This is a genomic window from Solirhodobacter olei (assembly GCF_004010155.1).
GTDB lineage: Bacteria > Pseudomonadota > Alphaproteobacteria > Rhodobacterales > Rhodobacteraceae > Solirhodobacter > Solirhodobacter olei.
The window spans coordinates 113,267-125,801 of the sequence record NZ_RRYH01000002.1 but is presented as its reverse complement, the minus strand read 5'-3'; the positions used below and the strand labels follow the sequence as shown (position 1 = coordinate 125,801).

The window sequence follows — 12,535 nt, the reverse complement described above, 5'->3', positions numbered from 1 at the left end:
GCCTAGAACGCCACCGTGAGGCCGAGCACGGCGCTGACCGAATGGGCGCCGGCGACGTTGCCGGCGTTCATCGCATAGGCGAAGCCGCCGCGCAGTACGGCGCCTGCATGCAGCGGGCGGGAATATTCGAAGCCGAGGTCGAGCTCGCGCGCCGAGGGGCTGAGGTTGACCGGCGTGGCCGAGAACTGCGGGCCGCTCAGCGCGAAGGAGGTCGGCAGCTCCAGCGTGGCCGCGCCGCTGGTGATGGCGACCGGCGTGCGGGCAAAGAGCGTCAGCACGTCGCCGGGCCGGGCGAGGTCCGCCTCGTCCAGCGCGAGGCCCACACGGTCATAGCCCACCGTCCCGAACGAGGTGATCACCCCGCCGGGCGTGCCCTTGGCGAGGCCGAACTCCCCCTCGGCCCGAAGCGAGAGACCGCGGGCGAGGGGGGTCGCGTAGCTGAGCTGCACCGAGGCCGCATGCGACGAGATCGCCGCCGCATCGCCCGGCGCGGTAACGCCAAGCAGGCCGCCATTCTCGACGAAGCCGGTCACGCCGAGCCGCAGCGCGCCGTTCCCGGCGGGGAAGTCCGTGGCAACCCCGAGGCTGGTCAGCTGGCCGTCGCTGCGGCCCACCGTCAGCCGCAACCCGCGCCAGACAAGGCTGCGCTGCGTCGCGCCGGAGTAGAGCGTCGCCGCATCGGGCGTGTCCATCAGGTCGGCATGGTTCAACATCGCCTCGGCCGAGCCCGTCTCAAGCGCCGCGGCGTAAAGCCCGGCCTCCCGCGCGTCGGAAGGGGAGCCGAGCACGCCCAGTTGCAGCGTGGCGGGGTCGACCTTCACGGGTGCTGCCGCGAAGGAGGCGGCGGGCGTCTGGAAGCTGCCGCCCATCTGGTCCATCACCACCACCTTCACGCCGGCAAGCGAGGAGGCGATGGCATTGCCGCTGGCAGGCGAGGAGGCGACGAGCGCCTGATTGGCGGGCAGGCTCGACCCGCTCGCCGTCGGCACGCTGGTCTTGCCGATCGGAAGGAGCGCGGCCTTGAGGTCGAGAAACCCCATTCCGAATTCGCTGTTATAACCATGCACGATCCCCGGCGCGAAGGTGACCGTGCCGGTGGCGGTATAGAAGCTGTTGTTGGCGGTGACGAGCAGCCGGTCGCGCAGTTGCTGGGGGGTGAGGGTGGGGAAGGCCTCTGCCAGCAGCCCGAGGGCGCCGGTCACCTGCGGCGCTGCGAAGGAGGCGCCGGCGCCGATGCCGTAGCCCGAGCTTTGCGAATAATCAACGATCCTGGTCTGACCGTTGGCGGCGATGCAATAGGTCGCCGCCTCGGCACAGGGGGCGGAGATGCGGTCTGCACCGGTGATCGTGTCGCCGTTCATTGAGGGGATGGCGTTGATCACGGCCAGCCAGCTGGTCTTGAGATCCGGGAAGGCGGAGGGCAGGCCGGCGAGCGCCGAGATAGACGTGGCGTTATAATCGTTCTGGGCGGCAACCACGACGACGCCGGACTGAATGTAGCTGCGCACGTCGTTCAGGTAGGTGGCCGGCCCGCCGGAGCCGAAGGCGCTTTGCAGGTCGGTGTTGGCGACCGTCGCCGTCGCCCCCGAGGCGGTATCGAACCCCCAGGAATTGTTGACCGCCAGCACGTTCTGGGACTTGGCGTCCAGCATGTATTGCCCGACTTTCGCCCAGTCGAGCGCCGAGGTGTAGCTGATCGTCCCGGCAAAGAGGTTCGAGGCCGGCGAGAAGCCGGTCATCTGCCCGTCAGAGCCATTGCCCACCATGACCGAGGCGACGCCGGTGCCGTGTCCGTCCGATGCGGGCGTGCCGGTCGACCCGTCGAGAGTGATCGTCTTGCCGGAGAATTGCCGGCTCGAGGTTCCGATCTCGTCGTCGATCATCCCGAGCGTGATGTTCTTGCCCGTCAGCCCGGTCGAGAAGGCATAGTCGAGATGCGCATCCTCCAACGCATTCGACGTCGTCACCTTGCCGTTGGCATAGGCGGGCGGAAGGGAGTCGTTCGGGTTCGAGGGCGTCGGGAAGCTGTAGGTGATCGTTGAGTTCTGGAAGGCCTGGCTTGCGCGCACGGCCATGACCTTGGCCATGTCATAGGCCTGGACGTAATAGGTGTTCCAGAGGCTTGCCGGCGTGGAGCCGCCCGACACGGTCGGCAGCGCGGCCGTGCTGTTGGAGGAGGTCCCGCTACCCGATCCGCCGCCGCCGCAGCCGCTCAGAGAGGCGAGCGCCGCGAGGAGCAGGCCAACGCGAAGACATGAAGACAAGGGTTTACCGCCCATGTGCCCTGCATTCCTTCACCCCCACGCACAGGATGGCGGGCAGGGGGCGTTGGTGCAACAGGCAAGCGCCGCCCGGCGGGGCGGCGCATAGCGTCTGTGTCCTGAGGGGCTCAGTCGGCGGAGGAGTCGCGCCGGGCGAAGCTGCGGGTCAGAAAGTCGGGCATATGGTCGCCCATGCCGACGACCTGCTCGTCCTTGCGGCGCGGTTCGGAACCGCCCCGGCGACGGTCAGATTTGTCGCCGCGCTCGGAACGCTCGGACTTCTCGCCGCGCTCGGAGCGCTCGTTGCGCTCGCCGCGGTCGGCCTTTTCGGTGCGCTTCCGCGGGCTCTTGGGCTCCTGAGCGGGGGCGGGCTGGGCCTCGACCACGGTCTTGGCGACGTCCAGCGGCTCGGTCGGCGCGGTCTCGTTATGCGGGGCGACGGGCCGGGGAGGGGTGTCGCGGCGCGGGCGGCGGCTGCGTTCCTCGCTGCGGCGGCCCTCGCGGGCCGGGCGTTCGGGGCTGGCCTCGTATTCCGGGGCGGCGCCGGGCGGGATCGGCTTTTTCAGCAGGCTCTCGATCTGGGCGACGTACTTGTCGTCGGCGGGCACGGCGATGGTATAGGCCTTGCCCTCGCGCCCGGCGCGGCCGGTGCGGCCGATGCGGTGGACGTAATCCTCAGGATGGGTCGGCACGTCGAAGTTGAAGACGTGGGAGACCGCCGGGATGTCCAGCCCGCGCGCCGCCACGTCGGAGGCGATCAGCAGGTGGATCGAACCGTCGCGGAAGCCGTCAAGCGTCTTCATCCGGGTCGACTGGTCAAGGTCGCCGTGGATCGGGGCTGCGTTGAAACCGTGCGTTTTCAGGGACTTGGCGACAACGTCCACGTCCATCTTGCGGTTGCAGAAGACGATGGCATTGGTGCAGGCCTCGCCCTCGGCCTGGATCAGGGCGCGCAGGACGGCGCGCTTCTCGGAGAAGCCGCGATCCTTGCGGGTGGGCTGGATCCGGATGAGCTGCTGCTCGATCGTTTCAGAGGCCGTGGCCTGCCGGGCGATCTCGATCCGCGCGGGGGCGTGGAGGAAGGCATTGGTGATGCGCTCGATCTCCGGGGCCATGGTGGCGGAGTAAAAGAAGGTCTGCCGCGTGAAGGGCGTCAGCGAGAAAATCCGTTCAATATCAGGGATGAAGCCCATGTCGAGCATGCGGTCGGCCTCGTCCACCACCATGATCTGCACGCCGGTCAGCAGCAGCTTGCCGCGCTCGAAATGGTCGAGCAGGCGGCCCGGGGTGGCGATCAGCACGTCGACGCCGCGGTCGATCAGCTTGTCCTGCTCGCCGAAGGACACGCCACCGATCAGCAGCGCCTTGGTCAGCTTGAGGTGCTTCGTGTAGACGTCGAAGTTCTCGGCGACCTGGGCGGCCAGTTCGCGGGTCGGGCAGAGCACCAAGCTGCGCGGCATACGGGCGCGGGCGCGGCCCTTGGCCAGCATGGTGATCATAGGCAGCGTGAAGCTCGCTGTCTTGCCCGTGCCGGTCTGGGCGATGCCCAAAACGTCTTTGCCTTCAAGGGCATGCGGAATGGCCTGGGCCTGGATTGGGGTCGGGGTCTCGTACCCGGCTTCTGCAACGGCTTTCAGGACCCGGGGGTCCAGCGCAAGGTCGGAAAACTTCGTCATCGGCGTCCTATCGGTCGCGGCATCGGGCCGCGAGAATGTCATGGGACGCGTCTATCCGGGCGCCCCGGCGTCAGGCCGTTCCCCGTCCGGGAACCAAGCGGCCATAGCTGAAATCCGCAGCGGGGTCAATTGGGCGTGACATGTTACGCCGGGACGTGACAAGGCGTTGCCGCCCCGGCGGGACCGGCGCGCGGTGGGCCGGGCGGGCGGCCGGCGGGAACATAAGGGACGCCGCGCAACGGTCTGGAAAGGAATAAGAATCCGGCCACCGTTTTCGCACCGCTTCAGCACCGCTTTCGCACCGTAAGAGACCGCAAATAGGAACGGTGGGGCGGGGTTTCGCGCAACGCCCCGAAGCCCGCGGTCAGCGGCCGTGGGTGGAGCGGTGCCAGGCCAGCGCGTCCTCCAGCCGGTCGTCCCCCCAGAAGAGCTCGCCGCCCACGGCGAAGGTCGGCGTGCCGAAAATGCCGCGGGCGCGGGCCTCGTCCGTTGCGCGGGTGAGCGCGGCGGCGATATCGGGCCCGTCGGCGCGGGCGGAGGCCGAGGCCGGATCCTGGCCCACCTCGGCCAGGCTTGCGTTCAGGTTGTCGGCGCCGCCGGCCTCCTTTCGCTGATGGAACCAGCGGCGGTAGACGGCCCGGGTGAAGGGGCGGCCCCAGCCTTCCTGCAGGCCCAGCAGCGCCAGACGGTTGGCGCGGGCGGCATTGCTGATCGGGTAGGGCGCGGGCAGGCGGGCCGGATAGCCATGCGCCGCCGCGCGCCGCTCCAGATCGCGCCACATGTAGGCGAGCTTGGGCGGCTTGTCGGCGAAGGGGACGTTCTGCATCTCCTGCATGATCTTGCGGACGTTGAAGACGCGCCAGTTGAAGGCGATCCCGGTCGCCGCGGTCACCGAGTCCAGCCGCATGATCGAGAGATAGCTGTAGGTGCTTCCGACCGAGAACCAGAAATCAATCGCCATGCAGGCAAGACTAACACGGGTGGGTGATCTCGCAACAAAGGTTCATTTCGGGTCGCGGCAACAGCGGATCCTCGCGGATCGGGTGCGCCGCGGGCGGGACATCGGGGCGCGATGCGCTATGTTGGCGGTCGGGGCGCGTGAGCCCGGGCAACTGGATGAGGAGAGGACCATGATCCGGAAATCGGCATCGGCGAACTGGGACGGCGGGCTCAAGGGCGGCAGCGGGACGATCTCTACCCAAAGCGGCGTTCTGAAGGATGCGTCCTACAGTTTCGCCACGCGTTTCGAGGACAAGGTCGGCACCAATCCCGAAGAGCTGGTCGGCGCGGCCCATGCCGCATGCTTCGCGATGTTCCTGTCGGCGCTGATGGAGGGGGCCGACGTGGCCGGCGGATCGGTCAAGGCAAAGTCCACCATCACGCTCGATCCGTCGACCGAGGGCAGCCCGACGGTGACCGCCGCGCACCTGGACGTGACGATCATGGGCGACGCACCGGACGCGACGCTGAAAGAGCTGGCGGACACAGCAAAGGCCGGCTGCCCGATCTCGAAATTGCTGAAGGCGGAAGTCACGATGACGGTGACGCTGGGCTGAGCCGCGCCACACGCCGCAGGGGGCCGTGGAGAGCGATCCGCGGCCCGGGGGCGGGTGTCCGGCGTTGGACATCCGAAATGCCTATAATCGATATTATGTAATATACTTGTCTGCCAGAGGCATAGCGGATGCTGTTACGGCATTGTGGTTTGCGCCCCGCCTGGCCCAGTGCCAGCGCGCCTCTGTCGCGGGTCGAAGGCTGGACGGCGGGCCGCGTTTCGCGCTAGAGGCTGGGCACATCCGGCTGTCATGCAGGACTGCCAAGGAGGACGCATGAGCTTCGACCGTTCGATCAGGATCGCGCCCTCGATCCTTTCCGCCGATTTCGCCGACTTCGGCCGCGAGATCCGCGCCGTGGAGGATCAGGGTGCCGACTGGGTGCATGTCGACGTGATGGACGGGCATTTCGTGCCGAACCTCACCTTCGGTCCGCCCGCCGTGAAGGCGTTCCGTCCTCATGTGAAGACAGTGATGGACGTGCATCTGATGATCGCGCCGGTGGACCCGTATATCGAGGCCTATGCCGCGGCTGGTGCCGATGTCATCACCGCGCATCTGGAGGCCGGTCCGCACGTTCACCGCACGCTGCAAGCCATTCGTGCGACAGGAAAAAAAGCCGGACTTGCGCTGAACCCCGGAACCGGGATCGAGGCGGTGGAATACCTTCTGGACATGGTCGATCTGGTGCTGGTTATGACCGTCAACCCGGGTTTCGGCGGGCAGAAATTCATCGCCCCGCAGTTGGAGAAGATCGCGAAACTCCGCGCGATGATCGGCGACCGTCCGGTGCATATCCAGGTCGACGGTGGCATTACGCCGGAAACGGCGCCGCTCGTCGCGGCGGCGGGCGCCGATGTGCTGGTGGCGGGATCGGCCGTCTTTACCGGCGGCTCGGTTTCGGCGCCGGCGCCCTATGGCAACAATATCCGGGCGATCCGCACGGCGGCGGAAGCGGCGGTTGCGGGAAAGGCTGCGTGATGGCGGCGGTGGCCCCGGTCTGTGATTTTGGATGGAAAGCCAAGGAGTTCCGGCTTCCTTCTACGGATGGGCGTGAACTTTCCCTGGCCGATGTAGCCGGTCCGCGCGGCACGCTGATCATGTTCATCTGCAACCATTGCCCCTATGTCAAAGCCGCGCTCGACCGGATCCTGCGCGATGCCCGGGCGTTGCAGGAACTGGGCATCGGCGTTGCCGCGATCTCGTCGAACGACGCGGAGGCTTATCCGCAGGACAGCTTCGCCGAGATGAAGGCGCTGGCGGAGGCTAAGGGGTTCTCCTTCCCCTATCTCTACGACGAGAGCCAGGAGGTTGCCCGCGCCTATGGCGCGGTCTGCACGCCGGATTTCTTCGGGTTCGACGCGAGTTTCGGGCTGCAATACCGCGGAAGGCTTGACGCTTTCGGCCGCAACCCGGCCCCGCCCGACGCCCGGCGCGAGCTTTACGAGGGCATGAAACTGGTGGCCGAGACCGGACATGGCCCGGCCGACCAGGTGCCCTCCATCGGCTGCTCGCTGAAGTGGAAGGCATGAGGGCGGTCTTCGATCTTGACGGGACGCTGATCGATTCCGCGCCCGATATCCGCGAGGCGGTGAACCTGGCGCTGGCGGAACTGTCGCTTGAGCCGCTCGACCTGTCCCGCGTCATAAGCTTCATCGGCGACGGGTTGCCCACGCTCTGCGATCGGGTGCGCGCGGCGCGGCAGGTGGAGGAAGCCCCTGCCCGGTTCCTGGCCCGGGTCCAGGTGCATTACGACCGGATCGCAGCGACCTCCGGGCGGATGTATCCCGGCGCGCAGGACGCGCTGGAGGCGCTCCGCGCCGCGGGCTGGACGCTCGGGCTTTGCACCAACAAGCCCTATGACGCGACGCTGGCCGTGCTGAAGCATCACCGGCTGGATGGGCTCTTCGCCTCGGTGATGGGCGGCGACAGCATGGAGCAGCGCAAGCCCGACCCGGCGCCCCTGCGCGCGGTGCTGGAGGCGCTTGGCGCGGGGCCAGCGGTCTATGTGGGCGACAGCGAGGTCGATGCCGAAACGGCGGCGCGCGCGGGCGTGGCCTTCGTTCTGCACACCGAGGGCTATCGTAGGACGCCCGAGGCGGAGCTTCCGCATGACGCGGGGTTCGCGGATTTCGGGCTGTTGCCGGCGCTTCTGGGCCGGATCGCGCGCTGATCGCGCCATCGGATCGGCGGCCTCGCGGGCGGCTTAGGCTCGACAAATCCCGTTTTCACTGGCAGTGAATATAAATGGGATGGGGTAGTACGGGCCCGCACGGGCTCGCGGTGCGGTAGTACGATGTTGGCAACCTTCGAACGGATGCTCGAGGCCGGAACGGTGCCCGAGGTCTGGCAGCTCTATCTGGAGACCGTGGCCGGCTTCGGGTTCCAGAGGGTTCTCTATGGCTATTCGCTGGACCAGCAGGGCGATCCCTACGGGCTGGACAACGCGGTCTACCTCTCGAACCACGAGGCCGCCTATATGGACACCTTCATCGGCAAGGAGATGTACCGCGACGCGCCGATGGTCCGCTGGGCGGCGGAGAACGTCGGTGCGCAGAGCTGGCGGCATGTGGCGAGGGCCTATGCCGAGGGTACGCTCAGCCCTGCGGCGCGGCGGGTGATCGAGTTCAACCGGCTCATGGGCATCGTGACCGGATATACGGTGAGCTTCAAGGACGTCTCCACCCGCTCGAAGGGCGCGATCGGCCTGGTCGGCGGGCCTGGGATGAGCCAGGACGCGGTGGACGAGGTCTTCGAGTCCAACAGACGGCATCTGATCGCACTCTCCACGCTGCTGCACCTGAAGGTGACGAACCTTCCCCGGCAGGGTCCGCGCGCCCTGACCCAGCGCCAGCGCGAGGCGCTGGAATGGGTGGCAGAGGGCAAGACGACGCAGGATATTGCGGTTCTGATGAACATCTCGACGGCTATGGTCGAGAAGCACCTGCGGCTGGCGCGCGAGGCGCTGGATGTCGACACAACCGCGCATGCGGTGGCTAAAGCCTCGCGACTCCATATGATTTTCTCCTCCGACGCGTAAGAGCCGGAGGCGGATCAGCCGCAAGGTAAGGAATCCCGGACTATCCTGACGTAACGTAAATGCGCACTTTGACAGCGTTCCGAGAGTGGTGGCTTTGGCCAAGGAACGTGACGTCGGGCGTGTTGGGATTACAGCCGGCCGCCGTCGCAGCCGATCGGGGGCCGGCGCATAGTCCACCGGTCCCCGTCGGCGCGTATCTGTGCTCTTACTTCATCCCCAAACGAGCGGGCACAGGGGAACGGTGTGGCCGGCCGGCCCACCGTTCCCACTCTTTTTCGAAGGTGTCCTGCGTCCTGCCCCGGCCTTCCTTCCTTCCCGACCTGAGAACGAAAAAGGCCGCCCCGGGGGGGCGGCCTTTCGTCAGTCTCTGGTGCCGGGATCAGCCGCCGAGGGTCTTGGCGACTTCCGCGGCGAAATCCTCTTCCTTCTTCTCGATGCCTTCGCCGACGGCGAGGCGCGCGAAGCCGGTGATCTCCACGCCCGCGTCCTTGGCCGCCTGGGCCACGGTCACGTCCGGGTTGATGACGAACTTCTGGCCGAGGAGGGTGACTTCCTCGAAGAACTTCTTCATCCGGCCTTCGATCATCTTCTCGATCACCGCTTCCGGCTTGCCGGATTCACGGGCCTGTTCGGACAGCACGGTCTTCTCGCGTTCGATCAGGGCCGGGTCGAGGTCGGCTTCGCCCAGCGAGGCCGGGTTGGTCGCGGCGACATGCATCGCGAACTGGCGGCCGATCTCTTCGGCCTTGGCGGCCGGGCCCTTCAGCGCGACGAGCACGCCGATCTTGCCGAGGCCGTCCGCGGCGGCATTGTGGACGTAGGAGACCACCGTGTCGCCTTCCAGCACGTGCAGCCGGCGCAGGGTCATGTTCTCGCCGATCCGGGCGATCGACTCGTTCAGCACGTCCTCGACGGTCTTGCCGTTGAGGTCGGCCGCCTTCACGACCTCCACCGAGTCGCCGACCTGGTGGGCAACGCGGGTGATTTCGCGCACGAGGTTCTGGAAGTCCTCGTTCTTGGCGACGAAGTCGGTTTCGGAGTTGATTTCAAGCGCCACGCCGCGGCCGTCGGAGACGGTCACGCCGACGAGGCCTTCGGCGGCGGTGCGGCCGGCCTTCTTGGCGGCCTTGGCCAGGCCCTTGGTGCGCAGCCAGTCGACGGCGGCTTCCATGTCGCCTTCGGTTTCGGTCAGGGCGCGCTTGGCGTCCATCATACCGGCGCCGGTCGAATCGCGCAGTTCCTTCACCATCGCGGCGGTGATCGTCATCACGGATCTCCTAAGGTTCTCGAATGAGTATTGCGGGCGGGGTTATCACCCCGCCCGGTCACATGACGATGACGGGGGGCCTCAGGCCTCTGCCGCGTCTTCCTCGGGGGCCTCTTCCAGGGCGCCGAGATCGACGCCGGCGGCGCCGAGCTGGGCCGACATCCCGTCGAGCGCGGCGCGGGAGACCAGATCGCAGTAGAGCGCAATGGCGCGGGCCGCGTCGTCGTTGCCCGGGATGACGTAGTCAACGCCCTTGGGCGAGCAGTTGGTGTCGACCACGGCGACGACCGGGATGCCAAGCTTCTTGGCTTCGAGGATCGCCAGGTCTTCCTTGTTCACGTCGATGACGAACAGAAGGTCCGGCACGCCGCCCATCTCGCGGATCCCGCCGAGCGAGGACTGCAGCTTCGCCTGCTCGCGTTCCATGCCGAGGCGTTCCTTCTTGGTCAGCCCCTCGGCGCCGGCGCCCAGGACCTCGTCGAGGTTCTTCAGGCGCTGGATCGACTTCGAGACGGTCTGCCAGTTGGTCAGCGTGCCACCGAGCCAGCGGTGGTTCATGTAGTACTGCGCGCATTTCTCGGCGGCGTCAGCGATCGGCTTCTGGGCCTGACGCTTGGTGCCGACGAAGAGAACGCGGCCACCCTTGGCGACGGTCTCGCGGATCACGTTCAGCGCGGCGTCGAGCATCGGCACCGTCTGGGTCAGGTCGACGATGTGGATGCCGTTGCGGTCGCCGTAGATGAACTCCGCCATGCGCGGGTTCCAGCGCTGCGTCTGGTGGCCGTAGTGAACGCCAGCTTCCAAGAGCTGACGCATCGAGAATTCGGGGAGCGCCATGTCCATGTCCTTTCCGGTTTGCGCCTCGGCGGGGTTTTGATACCGGATCGCTCCGGCACAACCGGCGGACCTTCGGGGATTTCTCCCGCTCGGGCCCAGCCCCGCCTGTGAAGTGAGCGCCGTCTATAGCGGACCGGGGCGCTTTGCAAGCCCCCGCCGCCGTTGCGCCTGTGGCGGGAGTATCCGGGGCAGGAAGACGCCGGGGGCGCGGAGCCTGGGAAGCCGTGCCCTCTTGCCAGAGGCCCCCGCGCCGGGGCAGAGGAAAGCGATGAGCGAGACCCCTGCCCTGCCCGACATCCTCTGCATCGGCTCCGTCCTGTGGGACATCATCGGCCGGGCACCGTTTCACATGCATGTCGGGTCCGACGTGCCGGGCCGGATCGAGCGGCTGCCGGGGGGCGTGGCGATGAATATCGCGATGACGCTGGCGCGCTTCGGGCTGCGTCCGGGGCTTCTGACTGTGGTCGGCCGGGATGCGGAGGGCGAGGAACTGATCGCGGCCTGCCGGCATCTGGGGCTGGTGACGGATCACGTCTACCGCTCTGCCGACCTGCCGACCGACCGCTACATGGCCGTCGAGGGCGCGAACGGGCTGATCGCCGCGGTCGCGGACGCGCATTCGCTGGAGGCGGCGGGCGCACGGATCCTGGCGCCCCTGGAAGACGGGCGGCTGGGCAGCGCGGGCGCGCCCTGGGCCGGGCCGGTGGCGCTGGACGGGAACCTGACGGTCACGCTTCTGGCCGAGATCGCGGAGAGCCCGCTTTTCGCCGCGGCCGACCTTCGGATCGCGCCGGCCTCCCCCGGCAAGGCGGAGCGGCTGAGGCCGCTGATCGGGCATCCGCGCGCGGTGCTCTACGTCAATCTGGAGGAGGCCGGGATCCTGTGCCAGACCCGGTTCGCCGAGGCCGCCGCCGCCACACAGGAGCTGTTGGCACGGGGCGCGGCGCGGGTGCTGGTCACCGATGGCGGGCGGCCCTGCGCGGAAGGCTCCGCCCGCGGGATCACCGTCAAGGCGCCGCCGCCGGTGATGGTGACGCGGGTGACCGGCGCGGGCGACACGTTCATGGCCGCCCATGTCGTGGCCGAACTGCGTGGCGCGGGGCCGGAGGAGGCGCTTGACGCGGCGCTGGCCGCGGCGGCGGATCACATCTCGGGCGATACCGGCTGAGGCCTATGCGTCGTCGTCATCGTCCTTGCGGGACGGGCCGGTAAGCAGCGTCAGCGCGAGAACCGCGAGACCCACGAAAAGCGCCGGCGTCGAGCCGCGCAGCGAGGGCAGCAGGCTGAGGATCGCCGCGTCGATCGTGCGGCGCCGCTCTGCGGCGCGAAGGGCGACGCGGCGAGCATGGCCGCGGGCCTCCAGCTTCAGCGCGATCAGAAGGATCAGGCAGATCAGGATCGAGACCGCCAGCGCAACGGCAAGCGCGCCGGCGGGGCCGAGCCAGAGCGCCAGCGCATAGATCCCCAAGGCGATCGCCAGCCCGAGGGCCAGCGCCGCGAAGGCTGCAGCCGCGATCAGAAGCCCCATCCGGCGCCGGGCATGCCCGCGCCAGAGGTCAAGCTCCGCGCCGAGGCCGGCGCGCAGGATCCGCCAGAGCGCCTTCATGCCGCTCAGCGCCGCAGCACGAGGCCCAGGACCAGCCCGCCGAGGGCCGCGAGACCGAGGACGCGCCAGGGGTGATCCCTGGTCTGGGCGAGGATCTTCTCCTCCACCCCGCCGATCGCCTCGGCGCCCTCGTGAATCCGGCCTTCCGCCGCGCCGCGCGCGGTGGCCGCACCGGCGCGGCCGATGCGGGAGACGGTGCCGGCCAGCGCCTCGATCTCCTTGCGGAGCGTCGCGATCTCGGCGCTGAGATCCGGGCTGTCGGCGGCTTTGCTGCCATCTGCCATCTGAGATCTCC

General features: G+C 68.0%; 13 protein-coding genes. 6 read left to right on the top strand and 7 right to left on the bottom strand.

What is annotated here, in order from left to right; translation table 11 throughout:
- Positions 1-2 precede the first annotated feature (2 nt).
- The 3 genes from EIP85_RS00605 to EIP85_RS00595 form a co-directional block, all read right to left on the bottom strand.
- Positions 3-2,264: a S8 family peptidase gene (locus EIP85_RS00605; protein ID WP_164871610.1), complete on the bottom strand. Its 2,262-nt coding sequence runs from the start codon at positions 2,262-2,264 to the stop codon at positions 3-5.
- A 125-nt stretch (positions 2,265-2,389) separates the two neighbouring features.
- Positions 2,390-3,937, bottom strand: coding sequence for a DEAD/DEAH box helicase (locus EIP85_RS00600; RefSeq protein ID WP_127900195.1), 1,548 nt, complete (start codon positions 3,935-3,937; stop codon positions 2,390-2,392).
- Between the two features lie 364 nt (positions 3,938-4,301).
- Positions 4,302-4,898, bottom strand: coding sequence for a 2-hydroxychromene-2-carboxylate isomerase (locus tag EIP85_RS00595; RefSeq protein ID WP_127900194.1), 597 nt, complete (start codon positions 4,896-4,898; stop codon positions 4,302-4,304).
- Between the two features lie 169 nt (positions 4,899-5,067).
- On the opposite strand from EIP85_RS00595, the gene EIP85_RS00590 reads away from it, so the two are divergent.
- From EIP85_RS00590 to EIP85_RS00570, 5 genes are all read left to right on the top strand, one after another.
- Positions 5,068-5,493, top strand: a complete 426-nt coding sequence (locus tag EIP85_RS00590) for an OsmC family peroxiredoxin (protein WP_127900193.1) — start codon at positions 5,068-5,070, stop codon at positions 5,491-5,493.
- A gap of 273 nt (positions 5,494-5,766) precedes the next feature.
- The gene (gene rpe / locus EIP85_RS00585; RefSeq protein ID WP_127900192.1) at positions 5,767-6,471 is read left to right on the top strand and encodes a ribulose-phosphate 3-epimerase; all 705 of its coding nucleotides are present in this window, start codon (positions 5,767-5,769) and stop codon (positions 6,469-6,471) included.
- Positions 6,471-7,022: a thioredoxin family protein gene (locus tag EIP85_RS00580; RefSeq protein WP_127900191.1), complete on the top strand. Its 552-nt coding sequence runs from the start codon at positions 6,471-6,473 to the stop codon at positions 7,020-7,022. The genes rpe and EIP85_RS00580 overlap by 1 nt, the downstream gene beginning before the upstream one ends.
- A complete protein-coding gene (gene gph / locus EIP85_RS00575; protein ID WP_164871609.1) occupies positions 7,019-7,663 on the top strand; it encodes a phosphoglycolate phosphatase in 645 nt (214 codons plus the stop codon). Before EIP85_RS00580 ends, gph begins: the two co-directional genes overlap by 4 nt.
- Positions 7,664-7,786: 123 nt before the next feature.
- Positions 7,787-8,530, top strand: a complete 744-nt coding sequence (locus EIP85_RS00570) for a helix-turn-helix transcriptional regulator (protein WP_127900189.1) — start codon at positions 7,787-7,789, stop codon at positions 8,528-8,530.
- A gap of 379 nt (positions 8,531-8,909) precedes the next feature.
- On the opposite strand, the gene tsf is transcribed toward EIP85_RS00570, so the two are convergent.
- A complete protein-coding gene (gene tsf / locus EIP85_RS00565) occupies positions 8,910-9,797 on the bottom strand; it encodes a translation elongation factor Ts (RefSeq protein ID WP_127900188.1) in 888 nt (295 codons plus the stop codon).
- An 81-nt stretch (positions 9,798-9,878) separates the two neighbouring features.
- Positions 9,879-10,640 carry a 30S ribosomal protein S2 gene (rpsB, locus tag EIP85_RS00560; protein ID WP_127900187.1) on the bottom strand — a complete coding sequence of 254 codons (762 nt, stop codon included), beginning with the start codon at positions 10,638-10,640 and terminating at the stop codon, positions 9,879-9,881.
- Between the two features lie 262 nt (positions 10,641-10,902).
- Between rpsB and EIP85_RS00555 the strand changes: the two genes are divergently transcribed.
- Complete coding sequence (locus tag EIP85_RS00555; protein ID WP_127900186.1) at positions 10,903-11,802, top strand: PfkB family carbohydrate kinase; 900 nt, start codon at positions 10,903-10,905, stop codon at positions 11,800-11,802.
- A gap of 3 nt (positions 11,803-11,805) precedes the next feature.
- Here the strand turns inward: EIP85_RS00555 and EIP85_RS00550 are convergent, their stop codons facing one another.
- Together EIP85_RS00550 and EIP85_RS00545 are read right to left on the bottom strand one after the other, a co-directional pair.
- Positions 11,806-12,240, bottom strand: coding sequence for a hypothetical protein (locus EIP85_RS00550; RefSeq protein WP_127900185.1), 435 nt, complete (start codon positions 12,238-12,240; stop codon positions 11,806-11,808).
- Between the two features lie 5 nt (positions 12,241-12,245).
- On the bottom strand, positions 12,246-12,524 hold the full coding sequence (locus tag EIP85_RS00545) for a hypothetical protein (RefSeq protein ID WP_127900184.1): 279 nt from the start codon (positions 12,522-12,524) through the stop codon (positions 12,246-12,248).
- Between the last annotated feature and the right edge of the window lie 11 nt (positions 12,525-12,535).

Bases quoted from the DNA above. Each gene is read 5' to 3' on its own strand.
- rpsB (WP_127900187.1), bottom strand. From the start codon at position 10,640: ATGGACATGGCGCTCCCCGAATTCTCGATGCGTCAGCTCTTGGAAGCT.
- tsf (WP_127900188.1), bottom strand. From the start codon at position 9,797: ATGACGATCACCGCCGCGATGGTGAAGGAACTGCGCGATTCGACCGGC.
- gph (WP_164871609.1), top strand. From the start codon at position 7,019: ATGAGGGCGGTCTTCGATCTTGACGGGACGCTGATCGATTCCGCGCCC.
- EIP85_RS00550 (WP_127900185.1), bottom strand. From the start codon at position 12,240: ATGAAGGCGCTCTGGCGGATCCTGCGCGCCGGCCTCGGCGCGGAGCTT.
- EIP85_RS00570 (WP_127900189.1), top strand. From the start codon at position 7,787: ATGTTGGCAACCTTCGAACGGATGCTCGAGGCCGGAACGGTGCCCGAG.
- rpe (WP_127900192.1), top strand. From the start codon at position 5,767: ATGAGCTTCGACCGTTCGATCAGGATCGCGCCCTCGATCCTTTCCGCC.
- EIP85_RS00545 (WP_127900184.1), bottom strand. From the start codon at position 12,524: ATGGCAGATGGCAGCAAAGCCGCCGACAGCCCGGATCTCAGCGCCGAG.
- EIP85_RS00600 (WP_127900195.1), bottom strand. From the start codon at position 3,937: ATGACGAAGTTTTCCGACCTTGCGCTGGACCCCCGGGTCCTGAAAGCC.
- EIP85_RS00555 (WP_127900186.1), top strand. From the start codon at position 10,903: ATGAGCGAGACCCCTGCCCTGCCCGACATCCTCTGCATCGGCTCCGTC.
- EIP85_RS00595 (WP_127900194.1), bottom strand. From the start codon at position 4,898: ATGGCGATTGATTTCTGGTTCTCGGTCGGAAGCACCTACAGCTATCTC.
- EIP85_RS00580 (WP_127900191.1), top strand. From the start codon at position 6,471: ATGGCGGCGGTGGCCCCGGTCTGTGATTTTGGATGGAAAGCCAAGGAG.
- EIP85_RS00590 (WP_127900193.1), top strand. From the start codon at position 5,068: ATGATCCGGAAATCGGCATCGGCGAACTGGGACGGCGGGCTCAAGGGC.